We start from the raw sequence: 22,498 nt of genomic DNA, 5'->3' as shown, positions 1-22,498 counted from the left end.
GTCAAGGGCGCTCCCTGCGGTCGCGTCGCTTCGCGATGGCCTTCGGCCACCCTTGACAGGCCGTCCCGCCACGGAAATACGAAGACTGCCGGGAAGCCCCCAAAAGAACGGCACGGGTCGGAGACATGCGCATGGGGAGATCAGGGAGGGGCGGGCTCGGTTCCCGGTCCATCCGGACCAGCGCCCGGGCCCATATGCCACCCGTTCCGGGTCGGGGGCCGCTCTACCTGCACCGAACAGCGGTGAGAGGCCCATCCGGAGCCGCGGGCGCGGCAGATCGCTACGCGCTTCGCACGGCTTGGCGTCCGGCGGCCGTCTGGGGTTGGTGCCCGCACCACATGTTGACCGCATCGTCCTCGTTGTGCGGCAGGGGAGTGGGGAAGGGCTCCGGGGACGACGACGGCCCCCAGAGCCAGCTCGGGGGGCCGTCGGGGGTGGGCTGGGTTAGATGCCCATCGACACCGCTAGGTCCTTTTTGATCGCGTCCAGGATTTCCTGGCCGCGGGTGCGGGACGGGGCCAGGTCGGAGGCCTCGGCCACCGGGACCACGACCTCCAGGTAGCACTTCAGCTTCGGCTCCGTGCCCGACGGGCGGACGATCACGCGGGCCTTGTAGTCGCCGTCCAGGTAGTAGCGCAGGCCGTCCGTGGGCGGGAGCTTGTCCGTGCCCTGCGACAGGTCCTCCGCCGACGTGACGCGCAGGCCCGCCAGGGAGGTCGGCGGCTCCGCGCGGAGCGCGGCCATGGCCGAGGCGATCACCGACAGGTCCGAGACGCGGACCGACAGCTGGTCCGTGGCGTGCAGGCCGTGGGCCATCGCCAGGTCGTCCAGCAGGTCGGTCAGGGTGCGGCCCTGCTCCTTGAGCTCCGAGGCCAGTTCGGCGACGAGCAGGGCGGCCGTGACGCCGTCCTTGTCGCGGACGCCCTCGGGGTCCACGCAGTAGCCGAGCGCCTCCTCGTAGCCGTAGCGCAGGCCCTCCACGCGGGCGATCCACTTGAAGCCCGTCAGGGTCTCCTCGTAGCCGACGCCCGCCGCCTCCGCGATGCGGCCCAGGAGGCTGGAGGAGACGATCGACTCCGCGAAGGTGCCCTGGGCGCCCTTGTGGACCAGGTGGGCCGCCAGCAGCGCGCCGACCTCGTCGCCGCGCAGCATCCGCCAGCCGCCGTTGTCGGGGACCGCCACCGCGCAGCGGTCCGCGTCCGGGTCGTTCGCGATCACGATGTCGGGGTGGACCTCGGAGGCCTTCGCGAAGGACAGGTCCATCGCGCCCGGCTCCTCCGGGTTGGGGAAGGCGACCGTCGGGAACGCCGGGTCCGGCTCCGCCTGCTCGGCGACCAGGACCGGCGTCGGGAAGCCGTGCCGGGCGAAGGCCGCCATCACGACCTCCTTGCCGACGCCGTGCATGGCCGTGTAGACGGTGCGCACGCCCCGGGCGGAGCCGGGGGTCAGGACGGCGTCCGTGCGGGCCAGGTAGGCCTCCAGGACCTCGTCGCCGAGGTCCTCCCAGCCGGACTCCGGGCGCGGTACGTCGGCCAGCTTCTCCACCGCCGCGATCTGCGCCGCGATCTCCGTGTCCGCCGGGGAGACGATCTGGGAGCCGTCGCCGAGGTAGACCTTGTAGCCGTTGTCCCGGGGAGGGTTGTGGCTCGCGGTCACCTCGACGCCGGCGACGGCGCCCAGGTGCCTTATGGCGTACGCGAGGACGGGCGTGGGGAGGGGGCGGGGGAGTACGGCCGCGCGCAGGCCGGCGCCGGTCATGACGGCCGCGGTGTCACGGGCGAAGTCCGTGGACTTGTAGCGCGCGTCGTAGCCGACGACGACCAGACCGCCGGCGTGGCCCTGGGCCTTCAGGTAGGCCGCGAGGCCCGCCGCGGCCCGGATGACCACGGAACGGTTCATCCGCATCGGGCCGGCACCGATCTCGCCGCGCAGTCCGGCGGTGCCGAACTGGAGCGTGCCGGAGAACCGGTCCGCGAGCTCCGCCGTGTCGCCCGCCGCGATGAGCGCGGACAGTTCGTCCGCCGTCTCCGGGTCCGGGTCCTCCGCCAGCCAGGCCTGGGCCCGGGTGATCAGGTCGTCCTGTGCCTGTTCCTGCACTACTTCCGCCTTAGCTCTCGTACGTGCCCGTGCCTCAGATGCGGGCGAGGACCTGGGTCAGCAGCTTGCCCATGCGCGCGGCCGAGTCGCGGCCGGCCTGGAGCACCTCTTCGTGGTTCAGCGGCTCGCCGGAGATGCCCGCCGCCAGGTTGGTGACCAGGGAGATGCCGAGCACCTCGGCGCCGGCCTCACGGGCGGCGATGGCCTCCAGCACCGTGGACATGCCGACCAGGTCGGCGCCCATGACGCGGATCATGTTGATCTCGGCCGGGGTCTCGTAGTGCGGGCCGGGGAACTGGACGTAGACGCCCTCTTCGAGGGAGGGGTCGATGTCCTTGCACATCGCGCGCAGCTTCGGCGAGTACAGGTTGGTCAGGTCGACGAAGTTCGCGCCGATGATCGGCGAGGTGGCCGTCATGTTGATGTGGTCGCTGATCAGGACCGGCTGGCCGGGCTGCATGCCCTGGCGCAGGCCGCCGCAGCCGTTGGTCAGGACGACGGTCTTGCAGCCCGCGGCGACGGCGGTGCGGACGCCGTGGGCGACGGCGGCGACGCCGCGGCCCTCGTAGTAGTGGGTCCGGCCGAGGAAGACCAGCGCGCGCTTGTCGCCGATCTTGTACGAACGGACCTTGCCGCCGTGTCCTTCGACGGCGGCCGGGGGGAACCCGGGCAGCTCGGTGACGAGGAACTCGGCCTCGGGGGCGCCCAGGGCCTCGGCGGCGGGGGCCCAGCCGGAGCCCATGACGAGGGCGACATCGTGGGTCTCGGCGCCGGTCAGCTCACGCAGGCGGGCGGCGGCGGCGTCGGCGGCAGCGGTGGGATCGGTAACAGATGCGTTCACGCAGACGAGCGTAGCCGCTCAATCCCTACGCGCGTAGATGGCGCAGCTCACGGTGTTCGGATCGTTGCCTTGTCGTTTCCGCCGAATCGTCCCCGACGGGTGTTCGAGCCCGTGCGCGGCGCGGCTAGCAGGGTCGCTTGCGGAGTTCCATCACGTAGTCGTGCGGCGCGCCCGCGGACTCGGCGGCGTCGGCGAGCTCGCCCAGGTAGCGCGCCGACGGCAGGCCGCCCTCGTAGCCGTTCAGGACGTACACCCAGGCCGCTTCCTCGCCGTCGAGCGTGTGTACGCGCACCCTCATCCGGCGGTAGATGTCGAGCCCGACACCCTCCCAGCGGTCCATCGAGTCCTCGTCCAGCGGAGCGATGTCGTAGAGGGCGACGAAGACCTGGTGGCGCGGGGCTTCGACGATCGTCGCCAGCGCGCCCTCCCAGCCCATCTGCTCGCCGCCGAAGGTCAGCCGCCAGTCGTTGATCCAGCCCGTGCCGCGCAGCGGCGAATGGGGTGCGCGGCGCGTCATCAGCCGCGGGTCGAGGTTGCCGGCGTACGCGGCGTAGAGCGACATGAGGTCGAGGGTACGGGAGGGGCGCCCGTGCACGCGTGCCCGGATGGCGGGACCGGGGGCGAAGCACCTTGAAGCGTGCGGGACAATGGGGCACGGAATGCATCCCCCGGGGAGACCCCCCGGACCACCGGCCGGGACGGCAGCCGACCGGGTAGACGTGAGGCGGAGTTTTCGTGACCCGGATCGTGATCATCGGCGGCGGACCCGGCGGGTACGAGGCGGCCCTGGTAGGGGCCCAGCTCGGTGCGGAGGTGACCGTCGTGGACTGCGACGGTCTGGGCGGGGCGTCGGTGCTCACCGACTGCGTGCCCTCGAAGACCCTCATCGCGACCGCCGAGGTCATGACGACCTTCGACTCGTCGTACGAGGAGCTCGGCATCGTCGTCGCCGACGACACCCCGCACATCGAGCAGGCCGCGCGCGTCGTCGGCGTCGACCTCGGCAAGGTGAACCGGCGCGTCAAGCGCCTCGCCCTCGCCCAGTCGCACGACATCACCGCCTCCGTGACCCGGGCCGGCGCCCGCGTCGTACGGGGCCGGGGCAAGCTCGGCGGGCCGCAGGGCATCGACGGCACGCGGGACGTCATCGTCACCGCCGCCGACGGTACCGAGACCATCCTGACCGCCGACGCCGTGCTGATCGCGACCGGCGGCCACCCCCGCGAGATCCCGGACGCCATGCCCGACGGCGAGCGGATCCTGAACTGGACCCAGGTCTACGACCTCGACGAGCTCCCCGAGGAGCTCATCGTGGTCGGCTCCGGTGTGACCGGCGCCGAGTTCGCCGGCGCGTACCAGGCCCTCGGGTCCCGGGTCACGCTGGTCTCCTCCCGCGACCGCGTGCTGCCGGGCGAGGACCCCGACGCCGCCGCCGTGCTGGAGGACGTGTTCCGGCGGCGCGGCATGAACGTCGTGGGGCGCTCCCGCGCCGAGTCCGCCAAGCGCGTCGGCGACCGGGTCGAGGTCACCCTGTCCGACGGCCGGGTCATCACGGGCACCCACTGCCTGATGGCGGTCGGCGCGATCCCCAACACCAAGGACATGAACCTGGAGGAGTCCGGGGTCCGGCTCAAGGAGTCCGGGCACATCTGGACCGACAAGGTCTCGCGCACGTCGTCGCCCGGCGTGTACGCGGCCGGCGACGTGACCGGCATCTTCGCGCTGGCCTCCGTGGCCGCCATGCAGGGCCGCATCGCGATGTACCACTTCCTCGGTGACGCGGTGACCCCGCTGAACCTCAAGACGGTGTCCTCGAACGTCTTCACCGACCCCGAGATCGCCACCGTCGGCTACACCCAGGCCGACGTGGACGCCGGCAAGATCGACGCCCGCGTGGTGAAGCTGCCGCTGCTGCGCAACCCGCGCGCCAAGATGCAGGGCATCCGGGACGGCTTCGTGAAGCTGTTCTGCCGTCCGGGCACGGGGATCGTGGTGGGCGGCGTGGTCGTCTCGCCGCGTGCGAGCGAGCTGATCCACCCGATCTCGATCGCCGTCGACAACAACCTGACGGTCGAGCAGATCGCAAACGCGTTCACCGTGTACCCCTCGCTGTCGGGATCGATCGCCGAGGTGGCGCGCCAGCTGCACACGCGGAAGGCCGCCGGGGAGGCGTAATCGGCCCGAACCGCCGCATACCGTAAGGGGTTTGGGGCGGGGCGCGGTTTCGTGGCCGGCCGTTCACGCAACTCTCCGGCCGCGTATACCACTAGTCGCCCCGCCGTATGGACAACTTCGGTATTCCGGCGCAAGGAGCTGAAAGTAGACGGTCGTTGGGGTTACTGTCAGTTTCGTGTTCGCTGCAGAACGTCGCCAATTGATCCTCGAAATGGTGCGGGCCAACGGAGCGGTATCGCTCCGGGAGCTCGCCCGCGTCGTCCAGACCTCCGAAGTGACCGTACGGCGGGACGTGCGGGCACTGGAGGCAGAAGGACTCCTCGACCGCCGACACGGCGGTGCGGTCTTGCCGGGCGGTTTCACGCGGGAGTCCGGCTTTCCGCAAAAGTCCCATCTCGCGACGGCGGAGAAGACCGCCATCGCCGACGTGGCGGCCGGCCTCGTGGAAGAGGGCGAGGCCGTCGTCGTCGGCGCGGGCACCACGACCCAGGAGCTGGCCCGCCGGCTCGCCCGGGTGCCCGGACTGACCGTCGTCACCAACTCCCTGCTGGTGGCGCAGGCACTGGCCCATGCCAACCGGGTCGAGGTCGTGATGACCGGCGGCACCCTGCGCGGGTCCAACTACGCCCTCGTGGGCAGCGGCGCCGAGCAGTCCCTCCAGGGGCTCCGGGTCTCCCGCGCCTTCCTGTCGGGGAGCGGGCTGACCGCCGAGCGCGGGCTGTCGACTTCGAACATGCTCTCCGCGAGCGTGGACCGGGCGCTGGTGCAGGCGGCGGCGGAGGTGGTGGTGCTGGCCGACCACACGAAGCTCGGCACCGACACCATGTTCCAGACGGTGCCGACCGATGTGATGACCCGTCTGGTGACGGACGAGCCGCCGCCGCACGACGACCGGGCGGCCACGGAGCTCCAGGCCCTCGCGGACCAGGGTGTCCAGATCACGGTCGCGGGCCCCTCTGCGGCCGCGGCGGACGGTATGCAGGGTCGGCGGCCGCGCCGGGATTCTCCGCTGCCGGTGCAGAGGCGGGGTGGGCCCACGGGTCAGCTGCGCAGTGCGTCTGCCGGGATGCTGGAGCAGCAGGCTGCGGGGGAGCGGGCGCGGGTCGCGGACATGCGGCGCCGCTAGCCGCTGCGGGCCGCTTCCTGGGGCTCCGCCCCAGACCCCGCGCCTCAATCGCCGGCGGGGCTGGATGTGCCCCCGTCGTCCTGCGGGTGCGGCGCCGTTGCCGGGGGCCGGCCCCCGGACCCCCGCGCCTCAATCGCCGGCGGGGCTGGATATGGCCCCGCCGTCCTACAGGTGCGGCGCCGTTGCCGGGGAAGCGCCAAAGGCCCCGCCCGGGTGAACCCGGGCGGGGCCTTTGCCATGGCTGAGGGTGTCAGTCCTTGATCTCGCAGATGGTGGCGCCCGAGGTGAGGGAGGCGCCGACCTCGGCCGTGAGGCCGACGATGGTGCCGGAGCGGTGCGCGTTGAGCGGCTGCTCCATCTTCATCGCCTCCAGGACGACGACCAGCTCGCCCTCCTCGACGCGCTGGCCCTCCTCCACCGCGACCTTGACGATCGTGCCCTGCATCGGGGACGCGAGGGTGTCGCCGGAGGCGGCCGGGCCGGACTTCTTGGCCGCGCGGCGCTTCGGCTTGGCGCCGCCCGCGGCGGCCGTACGGGCCAGGGTCATGCCGAGCGACGACGGGAGGGAGACCTCCAGGCGCTTGCCACCGACCTCGACGACGACCGTCTCGCGGCCCGGCTCGTCCTCGGTGTCCTCCGCCGCCGGGGACACGAACGCCGGGATCTCGTTGACGAACTCGGTCTCGATCCACCGGGTGTAGACGGTGAAGGGGCTGCCGTCGGTGGGGGCGAAGGCCGGGTCGGTGACGACGGCGCGGTGGAACGGGATGGCCGTGGCCATGCCCTCGATCTCGAACTCGCCCAGCGCGCGGGCGGCGCGCTGGAGCGCCTGCTCGCGGGTGGCGCCGGTGACGATCAGCTTGGCCAGCAGGGAGTCCCAGGCCGGGCCGATGACCGAGCCGGACTCGACGCCCGCGTCGAGGCGGACACCCGGGCCGGACGGCGCGGCGAACTTCGTCACCGTGCCGGGCGCCGGCAGGAAGCCGCGGCCCGGGTCCTCGCCGTTGATGCGGAACTCGATGGAGTGACCGCGCAGGACCGGGTCCCCGTAGCCGAGCTCCTCGCCGTCGGCGATGCGGAACATCTCGCGGACCAGGTCGATGCCGGAGACCTCTTCGGTGACCGGGTGCTCGACCTGGAGGCGGGTGTTGACCTCCAGGAAGGAGATCAGGCCGTCGGCGGAGACGAGGAACTCGACGGTGCCGGCGCCGACGTAGCCGGCTTCCTTCAGGATCGCCTTGGACGCGGCGTACAGCTCCGCGTTCTGGGCCTCGGAGAGGAACGGCGCCGGGGCCTCCTCCACCAGCTTCTGGTGGCGGCGCTGGAGCGAGCAGTCACGGGTGGAGACGACGACCACGTTGCCGTGGGAGTCGGCCAGGCACTGGGTCTCGACGTGCCGCGGCTTGTCGAGGTAGCGCTCGACGAAGCACTCGCCGCGGCCGAAGGCGGCGACGGCCTCGCGGACGGCGGAGTCGTAGAGCTCCGGCACCTCTTCGAGGGTGCGGGCGACCTTCAGGCCGCGGCCGCCACCGCCGAAGGCGGCCTTGATGGCGATGGGCAGGCCGTGTTCCTTGGCGAACGCGACCACCTCGTCGGGCCCGGACACGGGGTCCGGGGTGCCGGCGACCAGGGGCGCGCCGGCCCGCTGGGCGATGTGACGGGCGGCGACCTTGTCACCGAGGTCCCGGATGGCCTGCGGCGGCGGGCCGATCCAGGTCAGGCCGGCGTCGAGTACGGCCTGGGCGAAGTCGGCGTTCTCGGAGAGGAAGCCGTATCCGGGATGGATGGCGTCCGCACCGGAGTCGGCTGCGGCCTGAAGGACTTTGGAGATGTCCAGGTAGCTGGCGGCCGGGGTGTCACCGCCCAACGCGAAAGCTTCGTCGGCCGCGCGGACGTGCAGAGCGTCCCGGTCCGGGTCGGCGTAGACGGCTACGCTCGCGATCCCGGCGTCCCGGCAGGCCCGAGCAACGCGGACAGCGATTTCGCCACGGTTGGCGATGAGCACCTTGCGCACGATGGCTCCCTCCTTGAAACAAGCTGAGTTTAGGGACAGCCCACACGGCCTTTCGACCCTTCCCCAGTGGTGACCTTGCCCACACAGAGTGTGATGCGAGGTCCCGTCGACCGGGAAACCCTTATGGCGCCCCAGGTCAGGGGGATCCCCGACTGCACAGTAACCCCGTCATGTAGCCAAGGTCTCTGTCCGGCCGGTCAGCGGGCCCGGGTGATTCTTTGTCGAGTCCCTACGAACGGCCCACATTTTCCTTGCTTGATCGCCGTGCGGGAGTCCTACCGTAACGAAGCCGCCCGGACCCCTTGTCCGCACGTTTACCCGTTAGTAGCCTCCAGGCGTCGAACAGGCTTGTGACGCGTGGGGGGTGGGTACGTCGTGCTGCGCAGACTCGTGGCCGGATTGGCCGCGATCGTGCTTGTCGCGGAAGCGGCCGTGCTCGTGCTCGTCCACATCGTGCTGGGCAGGACCACGGCGAACCAGTCGATGTCCATCGCGGGCAGCGATCCGGATGTCATGTCCAAGGCAACCTACGCCCTCGGGGCGGGCATGGGGGCCTTCCTGCTCCTGTGCGCCGTGCTCACCGCCCTCGCCGCGATACGCGACCGGGAGCCCGGCCGCTTCGCCCGCGTCGTGCTCGTCTCCGCCGCGGTCACCCACGGGGTGCTCGGCGTCCTCACCGTCGCCCTGGTCGGCTGGGGCGCCTTCGCGGTGATGATGCTGATCCTGTGCCTGCTCGTACTGACCCTGACGCTCTACGCCGGGCGGCGCGGGAACGGAGCCGCGGACGGCGGCGACGTACGGGACACGCCGCCTCCGCCGCTCGGGGAGCTCAAGCCCACAAGTCCGTGATGGACACGCCCAGTTCGCCCAGCAGGGAGCGCAGCAGCGGCAGCGACAGCCCGATCACGTTGCCGGGGTCCCCGTCGATGCCCTCGATGAACGGCGCGGACAGCCCGTCCAGGGTGAACGCGCCCGCCACGTGCAGCGGCTCGCCGCTCGCCACGTACGCGGCCACCTCCGCGTCCGTGGGCTCGCCGAAGTGGACCGTCGTGGAGGCCGTCGCCGAGACCTGACGGCCGTCCGCCGTGTCGATCACGCAGTGCCCCGTGCGCAGGACCCCGGACCGCCCGCGCATCGACTTCCAGCGCGCGGTGGCCTCTTCGGCGTCCGCGGGCTTGCCCAGCGCCTCCCCGTCCAGCTCCAGTACGGAGTCACAGCCGATCACCAGCGCGCCCGCGGCCTCGTCCAGGGCCGCCACGACGGCCGCCTTCGCCTCGGCCAGCGCGAGGGCCAGGGCGGCCGGCTCGTCGTGGTTCAGGGCGTCCTCGTCGAACCCGCTGACGATCACGTGGGGGGCGAGCCCGGCCTGCCGCAGCAGGTTCAGCCGGGCGGGGGAGGCGGAGGCGAGGACGAGCTTGCGCCCGTTCGCGGGCAGCGGAGTGACGGTCATGGGGCCATCGTAGGGGCGCCCTAGAAGCCCACGCCCAGGACGTAGACCACGACGAGCATGGCGAGGGCGAGCACTACGGTCATCCGCCGGATCATCGCCTGCGCGTCGCGCATGTCCTTCGGCGGCTCGTTCTTCGGATCGGACCAGAGCATGCCCCGATCCTGTCCCCGCGGGCGCGTGTGGCGCCTGAGTACGGGTACTCAGGCGCCACCGTCCGTTCGCGCCATATTCCGTTTCCGGGGTCTGACCCGGGTGCGGCCGGACCTAGCCGGGCCAGTACGTACGACCCCACGCGCGCGGCCCCGGCCGCGGCAGCCGGCGCCGTGCCACCCGGGCCGGCGTCGACCACTCGTCCGCGACCCGGGGCGCGCCCGACGGCGCGGAGGCCAGCGCCGCCGCGCGCGCTTGGACCACCGCCAGTGCGGCGGCCAGCTCCTCCGGGGTCGGATTGCCCTTGACGACCTTGATCACCACAGAGACCTCCTGGAGGGGCTAGAGGGGGATGTTGCCGTGCTTCTTCGGGGGCAGGGACTCCCGCTTGGTGCGCAGCTGCCGCAGCCCCTTCACCACGTGCGCCCGGGTCTCGGACGGCATGGTCACCGCGTCGATGTAACCGCGCTCGGCGGCCGTGTACGGGTTGAGCAGCGCGTCCTCGTACTCGGCGATGAGCCGTGCGCGGGTCTCCTCCACATTCTCCGCCTCCGCGATGTCGCGCCGGTGCAGGATGTTCACCGCGCCCTGTGCGCCCATGACGGCGATCTGGGCCGTCGGCCACGCCAGGTTCAGGTCGGCACCCAGGTGCTTGGAGCCCATGACGTCGTACGCGCCGCCGAAGGCCTTGCGGGTGATGACGGTGATCAGGGGCACGGTCGCCTCCGCGTACGCGTAGATCAGCTTCGCGCCGCGCCGGATGATTCCGTTGTACTCCTGGTCCGTGCCCGGCAGGAAGCCCGGCACGTCCACGAACGTCAGCACCGGGACGTTGAAGGCGTCGCACGTACGGACGAACCGCGCCGCCTTCTCGGAGGCGTCGATGTCCAGGCAGCCGGCGAACTGCATCGGCTGGTTGGCGACGATGCCCACCGGGTGGCCCTCGACCCGGCCGAAGCCGGTGAGGATGTTCGGCGCGAAGAGCGACTGCGTTTCCAGGAACTCGCCGTCGTCGAGCACGTGCTCGATCACGGTGTGCATGTCGTACGGCTGGTTCGCGCTGTCCGGGATCAGTACGTCGAGCTCGCGGTCGAGGTCGCTGACCTCGGTGTCCGCCTCCTCCGGGAAGGCGGGCGGCTCGGAGAGGTTGTTCGACGGAAGGTAGGCGAGCAGGGACTTCACGTACTCGATGGCGTCCTTCTCGTCACCCGCCATGTGGTGCGCGACGCCGGAGGTGCTGTTGTGCGTGCGCGCCCCGCCCAGCTCCTCGAAGCCGACGTCCTCGCCGGTGACCGTCTTGATGACGTCCGGGCCGGTGATGAACATGTGCGAGGTCTGGTCGACCATGACCGTGAAGTCGGTGATGGCGGGCGAGTACACGGCGCCGCCCGCACAGGGCCCGACGATCAGGCTGATCTGCGGGATCACGCCGGAGGCGTGCACGTTCCGGCGGAAGATCTCGCCGTACATGCCCAGCGCGCTGACGCCCTCCTGGATGCGGGCGCCGCCGGAGTCGTTGATGCCGATGAGCGGGCAGCCGGTCTTCAGCGCGAAGTCCATGACCTTCATGATCTTCTGGCCGTAGACCTCGCCGAGGGCGCCGCCGAAGACGGTGAAGTCCTGCGAGAACACCGCGACCGGGCGTCCGTCGACGGTGCCGTAACCGGTGACGACGCCGTCGCCGTACGGGCGGGTCTTCTCCAGCCCGAAGTTGGTGGAACGGTGCCGGGCGAGCTCGTCCAGCTCGACGAACGAGCCCTCGTCCAGCAGCAGGGCCACCCGCTCACGCGCCGTCAGCTTGCCCTTGGCGTGCTGCTTCTCCACGGCCCGCGCGGATCCGGCATGGGTGGCCTCGTCGATGCGGCGCTGCAGGTCCGCGATCTTGCCCGCGGTGGTGTGCATGTCGATCGGCTCTGACGGTTGTGACATCGGGGTCGCGGCTCCCTGCGTGGTGTCAACTGCATGTCAACTGCCTGGTCAATTGAATGACTACGGCTGGCTACTGGTGCGTAGCGTATCGGCGGGCATGGCGCTCGGCAGTGCGGCGTTTGACACACCTACTGTGGGTTGCATGACGCCATCAGATGCTTCAGCAGGTGCTTCCGACGGACGCTGGTCGAGCCTGGACCGGCCGCCCCTCAATGCCGCCGGCCTTCAGCGGGCCCTGGTCGTGGAGGGAGGTCTGTGGACCTCCCTGGAGGTGGTGGCCGCCACCGGGTCGACCAATTCCGATCTCGCCGCGCGGGCCGCGGAGCTGCCCGAGGGGGCCGTGCTCGTCGCCGAGGAGCAGACCGCCGGGCGCGGGCGGCTCGACCGGAGCTGGGTCGCGCCCGCCCGGTCCGGGCTGTTCTTCTCCGTCCTGCTCAAGCCGGGCGAGGCCGTGCCCCAGGAGCGGTGGGGGTGGCTGACCCTGCTGGCCGGGGTGGCCACCGCGGCCGGGCTGTCCCGGGCGGCGGGCGTGGACACCGCCCTCAAGTGGCCCAACGACCTGCTGGTCAGCGTGGACGGGGAGGAGCGCAAGACCGGCGGGATCCTCGCCGAGCGGGTCGCCGACGGCGTGGTCATCGGGATCGGCCTCAACGTCACCCTGACCGAGGACGAGCTGCCGGTGCCGGCCGCCGGGTCCCTCGCCCTGGCCAAGGCCGCCGTGACCGACCGGGACCCGCTGCTGAGGGCCGTACTGCGGGCCCTGGAGCAGTGGTACGGGAACTGGCGCGCGGCCGGCGGCGACCCCGCCGCCAGCGGCCTCCAGGAGACCTACGCGGCCGGCTGCGCCACCCTCGGCCGGCACGTCCGCGCGGAGCTCCCCGGCGGCCGCACTCTCACCGGAACGGCCGAAGCGGTCGACACCGACGGCCGCCTGGTGATCCGTACGGCCGAAGGGGCGCACGAGGCGGTCGGTGCGGGTGACGTGGTCCACCTGCGGTCCGTCCACTGACCACGGGGTTCTCGCCGATCGGGCTCGGGTGCGGCGCCGCCGCGGGGGCTCCGCCCCCGAGCCCCCGGCGGCCCAAACGCCGGCGGGGCCGAATTCCGCGGGGAGGGGGAGTGAGCTACGGCACACCTGCCGTATGGTTTAGGCGATCCCGGTGCTCGTGGTGATCAACCGGTTCGACAGGGCATTGCGCACGGAATGGACAGGAGGCGGCCCTTGACCGTCGACGACCCTACGTCCAGCGCGTCCGCCCACGGGCCCACCGGTCCCGGCACCCCCATCGGGCGCGATCAGCACCACCCCCACCACGAGGTCGACCACACGGCGCAGCCGACGGCGGACCCCCTCGCGATCCGGCTGGAGCAGCTGATCCTCGGCGCCGAGCGCCGGTACACGCCCTTCCAGGCCGCCCGTAGCGCGGGGGTCTCGATGGAGCTCGCCTCCCGCTTCTGGCGGGCCATGGGCTTCGCCGACATCGGCCAGGCCAAGGCGCTGACGGAGGCCGACGTACTGGCGCTGCGCCGGCTCGCCGGCCTGGTGGAGGCCGGGCTGCTGTCCGAGCCGATGGCGGTGCAGGTGGCCCGGTCCACCGGGCAGACCACGGCCCGGCTGGCGGAATGGCAGATCGACTCCTTCCTGGAGGGGCTGACGGAGCCGCCGGAGCCGGGCATGACCCGTACGGAGGTCACGTACCCCCTCGTGGAGCTGCTGCTGCCCGAGCTGGAGGAGTTCCTCGTCTACGTGTGGCGGCGCCAGCTGGCGGCCGCCACCGGGCGCGTGGTGCAGGCGGCGGACGACGAGGAGATGGTCGACCGGCGGCTCGCGGTGGGCTTCGCCGACCTGGTGGGCTTCACCCGGCTGACGCGGCGGCTGGAGGAGGAGGAGCTCGGCGAGCTGGTCGAGTCCTTCGAGACGACCTCGGCGGACCTGGTGGCCGCGCACGGCGGCCGGCTGATCAAGACCCTCGGCGACGAGGTCCTGTACTGCGCCGACGACGCGGCGACGGCGGCCGAGATCGCGCTGCGGCTCATCGAGACGATGGAGGCCGACGCGCAGATGCCCGAGCTGCGGGTCGGGATCGCCTTCGGCACCGTGACGACCCGGATGGGCGATGTCTTCGGGACCACGGTGAACCTCGCGAGCCGGTTGACGTCCATAGCGCCGAAGGACGCGGTGTTGGTGGACGGGGCGATGGCCGAGGAGCTGGGCCGGACCGGCGCCGCGCCGGTCTCGGAGAAGGAGGCCGAGTCGGAGGAGGGCGGCGGCGGGTACCGCTTCGCGCTCCAGCCGATGTGGCAGCGGCCGGTGCGCGGGCTGGGTGTCGTGGAGCCCTGGTCGCTGACGCGGCGCAAGCCTAAGATCCCCGGGTAACGTTCGTTAACCGGGAGGGTCTGTCCTATGTCCGAGTCCGAGTCCGCAGCCGTCTCTGCCTCCGCGTCTGCGTTCGAGTCGGAGTTCGTTTCGGTGCGCCGGCACGGTGACGACGGGGTCGTGGAGCTGGCCCTGGACCGCCCGAAGGCGATGAACGCGGTGTCCACGGCCATGGCGCGCGACATCGGCGCCGCGTGCGCCGCGCTGGCCGCCGATCCTTCCGTACGGGTGGTCGTGCTCTCCTCCACCGCGGAACGGGCGTTCTGCGTCGGTGCGGACCTCAAGGAGCGGAACTCGCTGTCGGACGCCGAGCTGGTGCGACAGCGGCCGACCACGCGGGGTGCGTACGGGGGCGTGCTGGAGCTGCCGATGCCCACGATCGCCGCCGTGCACGGCTTCGCCCTGGGCGGCGGCTTCGAGCTGGCCCTGGCCTGCGATGTGATCGTCGCCGACGAGACGGCCGTGGTGGGCCTGCCCGAGGTGTCGGTGGGCGTGATCCCGGGCGGCGGGGGCACGCAGCTGCTGCCGCGCCGGGTGGGCGCGGCGCGGGCGGCCGAGCTGATCTTCACGGCGCGCCGGGTGGAGGCGGCCGAGGCGCTGTCCCTGGGTCTGGTGGACTCGGTGGTTCCGGCGGGCGGGGACCGGGAGCAGGCGCTGGTGCTGGCGGCCCGGATGGCGGCGAACTCCCCGGTGGGTCTGCGGGCGGCCAAGCGGGCGCTGCGGCTGGGGCACGGGATGGACCTGGCGGCCGGTCTGGAGATCGAGGACGCGGCCTGGCGGACGGTGGCCTTCTCGGGGGACCGGGCGGAGGGCGTGGCGGCGTTCAACGAGAAGCGCAAGCCGAACTGGCCGGGGCAGTAGGGGCGGCGGGGGCGGCGGACCACCGCCGGTCACCCCTTGTGATCTTGTCGCCACTGAAAGTCGCGCCAATTGTCACCAAATCAGACAAAACTCCCTAACCTGGGGTGATGGGAGTCGACGGGCGGCTGCGAGCCGTGGTGGGCCTCGCGCAGGCGATGGCCGCGGCCAACGCGCCGCGGGACAGTGTGCGTGCGGCCGCGCGGGGGGCGCGGACGGCGATGGACGGGTCGTTCGCCGCGATCTCGGCGTGGGAACGGGAGCGGGGGCGCCTGCGGGTGCTCGTGAACGAGGGGGAGCGGCGGCCCGGGGAGGTGGAGTTCCCCGAGGACGAGTCCTATCCGGTGCACGACTTCCCCGAGATCACCGAGTTCCTGCACGAACGGTGGGCGGGCGGCGGCGGCCCGCACGCCTGGGTCGAGAACGCCGTCGGCGACCGGCCGGGCCGGCGCGGCGAGGCCCTGCGGCGGCGCGGGCGCGGCACCTGCGTGGTCGCGCCGATCGTGCTGAGCGGGCGGGCCTGGGGCGAGCTGTACGTCGCCCGGGACGAGGGGCTGCCCGACTTCGACGAGGACGACGCCGAGTTCGCGACCGTGCTCGCCGCCGTGGTCGCGGCCGGGCTCGCGCAGAACGAGCGGCTGGAGGAGGCCCGGCGGCTCGCCTTCACCGACCCGCTGACCGGGCTCGCGAACCGGCGGGCCGTCGACATGCGGCTCGACGAGGCCCTGGAGGAGCACCGGCGGACGGGGGCCGTGGTCAGCCTGGTCGTCTGCGACCTGAACGGCCTGAAGAAGGTCAACGACACCCTGGGCCACGCCATGGGCGACCGGCTGCTGGAGCGCTTCGGGTCGGTGCTGAGCCTGTGCGGGGCGATGCTGCCGGGGGCGCTGGTCGCGCGGCTGGGCGGTGACGAGTTCTGCCTGGTCGGGGTCGGGCCGACGGCGGACGAGGTGGTACGGGTCACCGAGGAGCTGTGCACGCGGGCCGCGGAGCTGGAGCTGGGGGAGGGGGTGGCCTGCGGGGTGGCGTCGACCGGAGATCCGATCGGGCTGGTGAAGTCCTCGCGGAGGCTGTTCCGGCTCGCCGATGCGGCGCAGTACAAGGCGAAGGCGGCGCGCTCCCCCAAGCCGGTTGTCGCGGGGCGCGACACCGCGGTGGTGCGCTTGGCCGACGCTGCGGCCGAAGCCGCCTCGGGCGAACGCCGCCGCTTCCGGGGCCGGCAGTGACCCCCCCCACGTCCTGGGGCTCCGCCCCAGACCCCGCGCCTCAAACGCCGGCGGGGCTGGTTTGGCGTCCCTGGGCCGTCGTCCGCCCGTCAAGAACCGGGGCTCTGCCCCGAACCCCGCTCCTCAAACGCCGGAGGGGCTGGATTTTGGCCGGCGTCCGCCGGAAAGTGCGCGTAGCGCAATTCCAGCGCCTCCGGCGTGACGGCAGCGGCCGGATCCAGCCCCGCCGGCGTTTGAGGCGCGGGTGCGGGCGGAGCCCGCAGGGCCCCGCGCCGAGCGGAGGTGCCGCCCCGAAGACCCCGCCCCTGGAAGGGGTGACATGAAGCGATTCAATCCGTAGGGTGCTGAATATGGATATGCACACTGTCGTGGTGGGGACGTCCGGGACCACCGCCGAGGACGTCATCGCCGTCGCCCGCGGCAACGCGCGGGTCGAGCTGTCCGGCGAGGCCCTCGACGCGCTCGCCCGTGCCCGCGAGATCGTCGACGCGCTCGCCGCCAAGCCCGAGCCCGTCTACGGGGTGTCCACCGGCTTCGGTGCCCTCGCCTCCCGGCACATCAGCCCCGAGCTGCGCGCCCAGCTCCAGCGCAACATCGTCCGCTCGCACGCCGCCGGCATGGGCCCGCGCGTCGAGCGGGAGGTCGTCCGCGCGCTGATGTTCCTGCGGCTCAAGACCGTCGCCTCCGGGCACACCGGCGTGCGCCCCTCCGTCGCCCAGACCATGGCCGACGTGCTCAACGCCGGGATCACCCCCGTCGTCCACGAGTACGGCTCCCTCGGCTGCTCCGGCGACCTCGCGCCGCTCTCCCACTGCGCGCTCGCGCTCATGGGCGAGGGGGACGCGGAGGGTCCTGACGGGGTCGTCCGGCCCGCCGGCGAGCTGCTCGCCGAGGCCGGGATCGAGCCCGTCGAGCTCCGCGAGAAGGAGGGCCTCGCCCTCCTCAACGGCACCGACGGCATGCTCGGCATGCTGGTGATGGCCCTCGCCGACCTCGGCAGGCTCTACACCTCCGCCGACATCACCGCCGCGCTGACCCTGGAGGCGCTGCTCGGCACCGAGAAGGTCCTCCAGCCCGAGCTCCACGCCATCCGCCCGCACCCGGGCCAGGGCGCCTCCGCCGCCAACATGGCCGCCGTGCTGAAGGGCTCCGGGCTCACCGGGCACTTCCAGGAGGAGTCCGCCCCGCGCGTGCAGGACGCCTACTCCGTGCGCTGCGCCCCGCAGGTCGCCGGCGCGGGCCGCGACACCATGGCGCACGCCGCCCTGGTGGCCTCCCGGGAGCTGGCCGCCGCGGTCGACAACCCGGTGGTGCTGCCCGACGGGCGCGTGGAGTCCAACGGCAACTTCCACGGCGCCCCGGTCGCGTACGTCCTGGACTTCCTGGCCATCGCCGCCGCGGATCTGGGGTCCATCGCCGAGCGCCGCACCGACCGGCTGCTCGACAAGAACCGCTCGCACGGCCTGCCGCCGTTCCTCGCGGACGACGCCGGCGTGGACTCCGGTCTGATGATCGCCCAGTACACGCAGGCCGCCCTGGTCAGCGAGATGAAGCGGCTCGCGGTGCCTGCCTCCGCCGACTCGATCCCCTCCTCCGCCATGCAGGAGGACCACGTCTCGATGGGCTGGTCGGCCGCGCGCAAGCTCCGTACCGCCGTCGACAACCTGACCCGGATCATCGCCATCGAGATGTACGCGGCAACCCGCGCCATCGAGCTGCGCCACGGGCTCACCGCGGCCCCGGCGAGCCTGGCCGCGATCGAGGCCGCCCGCGCGGCGGGTGTGCAGGGTCCCGGGCCGGATCGTTTCCTCGCCCCTGACCTGGCCGCCGCCGACGAGTTCGTCCGTACGGGCGCGCTCGTCGCCGCGGTGGAGGGCGTGACGGGCCCGCTGGCCTGACCCCGCCCGCAGGCAAGGTGTGCGAAAGGGCCGTCCCGACCGGGGCGGCCCTTTCCGCGTGGCGCGGGGCCCTACAGCGCGCGGGAGCGGCGTACCGAGAACGTGACGAAGCCGGCCCCGATGCCGAGGCAGACCGTACCGCCCAGGAGGTACGGGGTGGTGTCGATCGAGCCGGTGTCGGCGAGCGAGAGCGGAACCGGCCGGGAGCCCGTCTGCGCCTCGCCTTCGGCGTCGGGCGCGGTGCTCTCTGCGCCCGCGCTGTTCGCGGCGGCGGGCGCGCCGGAGTGGCCGTGCGAGGCCCCTGGTGCGGTGGCGTTGGCCGAGGGTACGAACCAGAGGGCGCCGAGGAGGGTGGTCGCTCCGAGAGCGGTGAGCAGCGGACGGCGTGCGGACACGGTGCGATCCCCCTTGTGGCAGCAGCGAATTGGCCGTGTGCGGTGATGCTACGGAAAGGGGCGGGTCGTGGGAAAGTCGGGGGTTCCTCGGGCTTACGCTCCGTCGTATGAACCCTTCTGAGACATCACGATTCGTACGCCTTCGGGTGGATTTGGTACTGGAGGTTCCGGATCCGGATGCACTGACCGGAGCCGCCCTCGCACACATCGAGGCCGACGAGTTCATGCCGGACGAGGAGCGCGGCCACGCCGAGTCGGCCGTCCGCGAGGACGAATCGGAGGCCCTGGCCTACCTGGTCGACCCCACCGACCTGGTCGCGGAGATCCCCGGCGTGGAGCTGGCGCAGGCCTCCTGGAGCAGCGAGCCCGTGGAATACGACCCCGAGTCCATGGAGTGGGACCTGGGCGAGGAAGATGGGGACTTCGACGAAGAGACCGACAACGCCTGACCGTGTGGTTGCCCACATCCCAACGGAATGTGGAACCGATCCGCGACGTTAACGCGTTGTCAGGACGAGGCAGGGGGATGCTTCCCCCTGCCCGGCCAATCCCGGGACGGCAGCCCCGGGATTTCCGGCAACGATGGAGTGGCGTGTGAGGACGGACAGCAAGCGGCGGAGAAGGTCCCTGGTGGCCGTGTCCGCCGTGCTCGGCGGTGTACTGATGCTCTCGGCCTGCAGTGACGGGGACGGCGGGAAGCCGGCCGCGTCGGAGACCGGAAAGTCCCAGGCGGATGTCGACGCGGCGGCGGCCAAGGACGCCTCCAAGGCCCGAATAGCCATCACGCCGAAGGACGGCGCCACCAACGTCGGCCTCAACGACGCGACGAACGTCGCCGTCAGCGACGGCACCCTCACGAGCGTCGAGCTGAAGACCTCCGAAGGCACTGCCGTGGCCGGCAAGATCGCGGCCGACGGCAAGAGCTGGAAGCCCGACGGAGCGCTGAAGCGCTCCACCAAGTACGCCCTGTCGGCGACGGCGAAGGACGCCGACGGCCGCGAGGCGCACGAGAACGCCTCCTTCACCACGGTCTCCCCGGAGAACAGCTTCGTCGGCTCGTTCATACCGGACGAGGGTCAGACCGTCGGCGTGGGCATGCCGGTCTCGATCACCTTCAACAAGCCGATCCAGGACCGGAAGGCCGTCCAGGCCGCCATCTCGGTCACCTCCAGCAGCGGCCAGGAAGTCGTCGGCCACTGGTTCGGCGCGCAGCGGCTGGACTTCCGCCCGGAGCAGTACTGGCAGGCGAACTCCACCGTCACGCTGAAGCTGGCGCTGGAGGGCGTCCAGGGCGCTCCCGGCGTCCAGGGCGTCCAGAACAAGACGGTCACCTTCAAGATCGGCCGCAGCCAGGTCTCCACGGTCGACACCAAGACCAAGAAGATGACGGTCACCCGGGACGGCGCGGTCCTCAAGACCATCCCGATCTCGGCGGGCTCCCCGGAGAACCCGACCTACAACGGTCAGATGGTGATCTCCGAGAAGTTCAAGGAGACCCGGATGGACGGCTCCACCGTCGGCTTCAAGAACGAAGAGGGCAAGGGCGAGTACGACATCAAGGACGTACCGCACGCGATGCGCCTGTCGACCTCCGGCACCTTCATCCACGGCAACTACTGGGGCTCGGACTCGGTCTTCGGCAGCGTGAACACCAGCCACGGCTGTGTCGGCCTGAACGACGCCAAGGGTGCGAACGACCCGAACCAGCCGGGCGCCTGGTTCTTCGACAACTCGCTCATCGGCGACGTGGTCACCGTCGTCAACTCCCCGGACAAGACCATCAAGCCGGACAACGGCCTCAACGGCTGGAACATGAGCTGGGCGGAGTGGAAGGCCGGCGCGGCCGTCTGACCCGCCGCACGGCCCGACCTCCTGACGAAGACGGACGGCGGGGAGCCCTCACGGGCTCCCCGCCGTCCGTCTTTCGCCCTCCGTCCTCCGTCCTCCTGGCCAGGTACGGACACGACCGTGATCGCTTAGGGTCCGGGGCATGATGATCAACGAACTGTCCGTACCCCCGACCGACACCGAAGTCGACGCCTGGGCCGCGGTCGTCGCCGCCGCGCACCGCACCGACCTGCCGGAGGTGCCCGCTCCGACCCGGGTGGAGGTCGCCGGGCGGCTGCGCGTGGCGCCCGCGCGGGGCCGGAGCGTGTACTGGGCGGCCGAGGAGGGCGTCGCGGCGCTGATCCTGTTCACGGACGAGGGCAACACCCACACCGCGTTCCTGGACCTCCTGGCCGTACGCCCCGACGCGCGCCGCCGGGGTGTCGGTACGGCCCTGTGGCAGCGGATCCGCGAGCAACTGCTCGCCGAGGACCGGACCTCGGTGGCCGCCGAAGTGGACCTCGGCGGCCCGGGGCAGGCCTTCGCCGAGTCCCTCGGCTTCGAGAACGTGCTGCCCATGGCCTGGTACGTGCGGGAGATCGGCGGAGCGGAGCAGGCCGAGGTCCCGGCCACGCCCGGCTACGAACTGCTGACCTGGCACGGCCTGGTGCCCGACGACTGGGCCGGCGCGGCCGCCGTGGCCCACGGGGCGATGGAGGACGCACCGAGCGGGGACACGGACGGGCAGATCAAGTCCTGGACGGCGCAGCGGCTGCACGCGGCGCAGCAGTTGGTGCTGGACCGGGGCGGGGAGATGACCACGGTCGCCGCGGTCACCCCCGCCGGAGAGGTCGCGGCGTACACGGAACTCGTCCTGCCGGACCCCTCGGGCGCGCGCGCCCTCCAGTACGACACGGCCGTCGTCCCCGCCCACCGGGGCCACGGCCTCGGCCGGGCGGTGAAGCGCCGCATGGAGGCGGAGGCCGCCGGGCGGTACCCGGCCCTGCGGCAGATCGGAACGACGGTGGCCGACGAGAACACCCCGATGCGGGCGGTGAACGAGGCCCTGGGCTACCGGTGGGAGCGCGATGCGGCCGTCTTCCAGCTGAAGCTCCAGCCCTAGCCCTGGTTGTGGCTTGAGGTCTGGGGTGCGGGCACCGGTTCCTGCTGCGTCCACGACGACAGCAGGCGCAGGGCGTCCGCTGACGGCGAGTCCGGTGCCGGGTGGAAGGTGACCAGGCACTGCTCGGGGTCGCCCGGGAGGGTCAGCGTCTCGAAGTGCAGGTCCAGCGCGCCCACCAGCGGATGCCGCAGCTTCTTGACCCCGTGCGTCTTGTCCGCCACCGTGTGGGCCGCCCACAGCCGCCGGAACTCCTCGTTCTTCACCGACAGCTCCCCGACCAGAGCCGTCAGCTGAGCGTCGTCCGGGTGCCGGCCCGCGTACATGCGCAGATTGCTCACCACCTCGCAGGCCCGGCACTCCCATTCCGCGTACAGCTCGGCCGTGGCCGGGTCCAGGAACACCAGCCGCACCAGGTTCCGCTCCTGCGCCGGCAGCGCCCCGAAGTCCCCGAACACCGCGGCCGCCAGCCGGTTCCAGCCGATGACGTCCTGGCGCCGCCCCACGAGGTACGCCGGTACGCCGTCCATCGCGTCCAGCAGTGTCCGCAGCTCCGGCCGGACCTGCTGGGGGCGGGTGTTCTGGCGGCGCCTGCGGGTGTTCGGGCGCGCCAGGTGCATCAGGTGCGCCTGCTCCGTCGCGTCCAGCCGCAGCGCCCGTGCGATCGCCTCCAGGACCTCCGTCGAGGCGTTGTGCCCGGCGCCCTGCTCCAGGCGCGTGTAGTACGCGACCGACACCCCCGCCAGCTGCGCCAGCTCCTCGCGGCGCAGCCCGGGGACGCGCCGGTGGCGCCCGTACTCCGGCAGGCCCACGTCCTGGGGGCGCAGCCGCGCGCGGCGGGAGCGGAGGAACTCGCCGAGGCACGCTCCGTGATCAACCTGGTCCATGGCGCCAGTATCGCCGGGCGGCGGGCCGCCGGGCCGGCTTGTTCCTGACCCCGCCAGGGGTAGGTTCGCCAGTCCTAGGCAGGACAGGGGGCTGGGTGGGTGCCGTCCGGCCGGACAGGCTGGGCACC

General features: G+C 72.1%; 21 protein-coding genes. 11 read left to right on the top strand and 10 right to left on the bottom strand.

Annotated elements, in window-relative coordinates:
* Positions 1–444: 444 nt before the first annotated feature.
* The 3 genes from ACFWBN_RS18620 to ACFWBN_RS18610 all read right to left on the bottom strand — a co-directional run bounded on the left by ACFWBN_RS18620 (position 445) and on the right by ACFWBN_RS18610 (position 3,500).
* The gene (locus ACFWBN_RS18620; RefSeq protein WP_385177897.1) at positions 445–2,097 is read right to left on the bottom strand and encodes a phospho-sugar mutase; all 1,653 of its coding nucleotides are present in this window, start codon (positions 2,095–2,097) and stop codon (positions 445–447) included.
* Between the two features lie 34 nt (positions 2,098–2,131).
* The gene (locus ACFWBN_RS18615) at positions 2,132–2,938 is read right to left on the bottom strand and encodes a purine-nucleoside phosphorylase (protein ID WP_360876639.1); all 807 of its coding nucleotides are present in this window, start codon (positions 2,936–2,938) and stop codon (positions 2,132–2,134) included.
* Positions 2,939–3,062: 124 nt separating this feature from the next.
* Positions 3,063–3,500: a gamma-glutamylcyclotransferase gene (locus ACFWBN_RS18610; RefSeq protein ID WP_215148387.1), complete on the bottom strand. Its 438-nt coding sequence runs from the start codon at positions 3,498–3,500 to the stop codon at positions 3,063–3,065.
* A 173-nt stretch (positions 3,501–3,673) separates the two neighbouring features.
* On the opposite strand from ACFWBN_RS18610, the gene ACFWBN_RS18605 reads away from it, so the two are divergent.
* Positions 3,674–5,113, top strand: a complete 1,440-nt coding sequence (locus ACFWBN_RS18605) for an NAD(P)H-quinone dehydrogenase (protein WP_385177894.1) — start codon at positions 3,674–3,676, stop codon at positions 5,111–5,113.
* A 175-nt stretch (positions 5,114–5,288) separates the two neighbouring features.
* Positions 5,289–6,239, top strand: a complete 951-nt coding sequence (locus tag ACFWBN_RS18600) for a DeoR/GlpR family DNA-binding transcription regulator (RefSeq protein WP_385177892.1) — start codon at positions 5,289–5,291, stop codon at positions 6,237–6,239.
* 250 nt (positions 6,240–6,489) lie between these two features.
* On the opposite strand, the gene ACFWBN_RS18595 is transcribed toward ACFWBN_RS18600, so the two are convergent.
* Complete coding sequence (locus ACFWBN_RS18595; RefSeq protein ID WP_385177890.1) at positions 6,490–8,253, bottom strand: acetyl/propionyl/methylcrotonyl-CoA carboxylase subunit alpha; 1,764 nt, start codon at positions 8,251–8,253, stop codon at positions 6,490–6,492.
* A 375-nt stretch (positions 8,254–8,628) separates the two neighbouring features.
* Here ACFWBN_RS18595 and ACFWBN_RS18590 point away from each other — a divergent pair, with 375 nt between their 5' ends.
* Positions 8,629–9,102: a hypothetical protein gene (locus tag ACFWBN_RS18590; protein ID WP_385177888.1), complete on the top strand. Its 474-nt coding sequence runs from the start codon at positions 8,629–8,631 to the stop codon at positions 9,100–9,102.
* Here ACFWBN_RS18590 and ACFWBN_RS18585 read toward each other — a convergent pair.
* The 4 genes from ACFWBN_RS18585 to ACFWBN_RS18570 all read right to left on the bottom strand — a co-directional run bounded on the left by ACFWBN_RS18585 (position 9,083) and on the right by ACFWBN_RS18570 (position 11,782).
* Positions 9,083–9,703 (bottom strand): Maf family protein, encoded by a 621-nt coding sequence (locus ACFWBN_RS18585; protein ID WP_385177886.1) that lies wholly within the window; start codon positions 9,701–9,703, stop codon positions 9,083–9,085. The genes ACFWBN_RS18590 and ACFWBN_RS18585 overlap by 20 nt on opposite strands.
* 20 nt (positions 9,704–9,723) lie before the next feature.
* Positions 9,724–9,855, bottom strand: coding sequence for a morphogenic membrane protein MmpB (gene mmpB / locus ACFWBN_RS18580; RefSeq protein ID WP_285440800.1), 132 nt, complete (start codon positions 9,853–9,855; stop codon positions 9,724–9,726).
* A 112-nt stretch (positions 9,856–9,967) separates the two neighbouring features.
* Positions 9,968–10,177 carry an acyl-CoA carboxylase epsilon subunit gene (locus ACFWBN_RS18575; protein ID WP_385177884.1) on the bottom strand — a complete coding sequence of 70 codons (210 nt, stop codon included), beginning with the start codon at positions 10,175–10,177 and terminating at the stop codon, positions 9,968–9,970.
* Between the two features lie 18 nt (positions 10,178–10,195).
* Positions 10,196–11,782: an acyl-CoA carboxylase subunit beta gene (locus ACFWBN_RS18570; protein ID WP_385177882.1), complete on the bottom strand. Its 1,587-nt coding sequence runs from the start codon at positions 11,780–11,782 to the stop codon at positions 10,196–10,198.
* A gap of 142 nt (positions 11,783–11,924) precedes the next feature.
* On the opposite strand from ACFWBN_RS18570, the gene ACFWBN_RS18565 reads away from it, so the two are divergent.
* The 5 genes from ACFWBN_RS18565 to hutH all read left to right on the top strand — a co-directional run bounded on the left by ACFWBN_RS18565 (position 11,925) and on the right by hutH (position 18,141).
* On the top strand, positions 11,925–12,791 hold the full coding sequence (locus ACFWBN_RS18565) for a biotin--[acetyl-CoA-carboxylase] ligase (RefSeq protein ID WP_385177880.1): 867 nt from the start codon (positions 11,925–11,927) through the stop codon (positions 12,789–12,791).
* A gap of 213 nt (positions 12,792–13,004) precedes the next feature.
* Positions 13,005–14,159, top strand: a complete 1,155-nt coding sequence (locus ACFWBN_RS18560) for an adenylate/guanylate cyclase domain-containing protein (protein WP_385177878.1) — start codon at positions 13,005–13,007, stop codon at positions 14,157–14,159.
* Between the two features lie 27 nt (positions 14,160–14,186).
* The gene (locus ACFWBN_RS18555) at positions 14,187–15,020 is read left to right on the top strand and encodes an enoyl-CoA hydratase/isomerase family protein (protein ID WP_385177876.1); all 834 of its coding nucleotides are present in this window, start codon (positions 14,187–14,189) and stop codon (positions 15,018–15,020) included.
* A gap of 107 nt (positions 15,021–15,127) precedes the next feature.
* Positions 15,128–16,243, top strand: a complete 1,116-nt coding sequence (locus ACFWBN_RS18550; protein WP_385177874.1) for a diguanylate cyclase domain-containing protein — start codon at positions 15,128–15,130, stop codon at positions 16,241–16,243.
* A gap of 356 nt (positions 16,244–16,599) precedes the next feature.
* Positions 16,600–18,141 (top strand): histidine ammonia-lyase, encoded by a 1,542-nt coding sequence (gene hutH / locus ACFWBN_RS18545; RefSeq protein WP_385177917.1) that lies wholly within the window; start codon positions 16,600–16,602, stop codon positions 18,139–18,141.
* A gap of 71 nt (positions 18,142–18,212) precedes the next feature.
* Here the strand turns inward: hutH and ACFWBN_RS18540 are convergent, their stop codons facing one another.
* Positions 18,213–18,536 carry a hypothetical protein gene (locus ACFWBN_RS18540; protein ID WP_385177871.1) on the bottom strand — a complete coding sequence of 108 codons (324 nt, stop codon included), beginning with the start codon at positions 18,534–18,536 and terminating at the stop codon, positions 18,213–18,215.
* Between the two features lie 146 nt (positions 18,537–18,682).
* Between ACFWBN_RS18540 and ACFWBN_RS18535 the strand changes: the two genes are divergently transcribed.
* The 3 genes from ACFWBN_RS18535 (at position 18,683) to ACFWBN_RS18525 (ending at position 21,486) form a co-directional block, all read left to right on the top strand.
* On the top strand, positions 18,683–18,985 hold the full coding sequence (locus ACFWBN_RS18535; RefSeq protein WP_385177869.1) for a hypothetical protein: 303 nt from the start codon (positions 18,683–18,685) through the stop codon (positions 18,983–18,985).
* Positions 18,986–19,118: 133 nt separating this feature from the next.
* Complete coding sequence (locus ACFWBN_RS18530; RefSeq protein WP_385177867.1) at positions 19,119–20,387, top strand: Ig-like domain-containing protein; 1,269 nt, start codon at positions 19,119–19,121, stop codon at positions 20,385–20,387.
* A 139-nt stretch (positions 20,388–20,526) separates the two neighbouring features.
* Positions 20,527–21,486, top strand: a complete 960-nt coding sequence (locus ACFWBN_RS18525) for a GNAT family N-acetyltransferase (protein WP_385177865.1) — start codon at positions 20,527–20,529, stop codon at positions 21,484–21,486.
* On the opposite strand, the gene ACFWBN_RS18520 is transcribed toward ACFWBN_RS18525, so the two are convergent.
* A complete protein-coding gene (locus ACFWBN_RS18520; protein WP_385177863.1) occupies positions 21,483–22,370 on the bottom strand; it encodes a helix-turn-helix domain-containing protein in 888 nt (295 codons plus the stop codon). The genes ACFWBN_RS18525 and ACFWBN_RS18520 overlap by 4 nt on opposite strands.
* Between the last annotated feature and the right edge of the window lie 128 nt (positions 22,371–22,498).

This window comes from Streptomyces sp. NPDC059989 (genome assembly GCF_042736975.1).
GTDB lineage: Bacteria > Actinomycetota > Actinomycetes > Streptomycetales > Streptomycetaceae > Streptomyces.
Note: the sequence above shows the minus strand (reverse complement) of the source record. Positions and strands in the feature narration are given on the sequence as shown.

What these genes read in the sequence shown, in the direction of transcription:
- ACFWBN_RS18530 (WP_385177867.1), top strand. Translation starts at nt 19,119, where the DNA reads ATGGAGTGGCGTGTGAGGACGGACAGCAAGCGGCGGAGAAGGTCCCTG.
- ACFWBN_RS18520 (WP_385177863.1), bottom strand. Translation starts at nt 22,370, where the DNA reads ATGGACCAGGTTGATCACGGAGCGTGCCTCGGCGAGTTCCTCCGCTCC.
- ACFWBN_RS18525 (WP_385177865.1), top strand. Translation starts at nt 20,527, where the DNA reads ATGATGATCAACGAACTGTCCGTACCCCCGACCGACACCGAAGTCGAC.
- mmpB (WP_285440800.1), bottom strand. Translation starts at nt 9,855, where the DNA reads ATGCTCTGGTCCGATCCGAAGAACGAGCCGCCGAAGGACATGCGCGAC.
- ACFWBN_RS18570 (WP_385177882.1), bottom strand. Translation starts at nt 11,782, where the DNA reads ATGTCACAACCGTCAGAGCCGATCGACATGCACACCACCGCGGGCAAG.
- ACFWBN_RS18585 (WP_385177886.1), bottom strand. Translation starts at nt 9,703, where the DNA reads ATGACCGTCACTCCGCTGCCCGCGAACGGGCGCAAGCTCGTCCTCGCC.
- ACFWBN_RS18555 (WP_385177876.1), top strand. Translation starts at nt 14,187, where the DNA reads ATGTCCGAGTCCGAGTCCGCAGCCGTCTCTGCCTCCGCGTCTGCGTTC.
- ACFWBN_RS18565 (WP_385177880.1), top strand. Translation starts at nt 11,925, where the DNA reads ATGACGCCATCAGATGCTTCAGCAGGTGCTTCCGACGGACGCTGGTCG.
- ACFWBN_RS18610 (WP_215148387.1), bottom strand. Translation starts at nt 3,500, where the DNA reads ATGTCGCTCTACGCCGCGTACGCCGGCAACCTCGACCCGCGGCTGATG.
- hutH (WP_385177917.1), top strand. Translation starts at nt 16,600, where the DNA reads ATGCACACTGTCGTGGTGGGGACGTCCGGGACCACCGCCGAGGACGTC.
- ACFWBN_RS18550 (WP_385177874.1), top strand. Translation starts at nt 15,128, where the DNA reads ATGGGAGTCGACGGGCGGCTGCGAGCCGTGGTGGGCCTCGCGCAGGCG.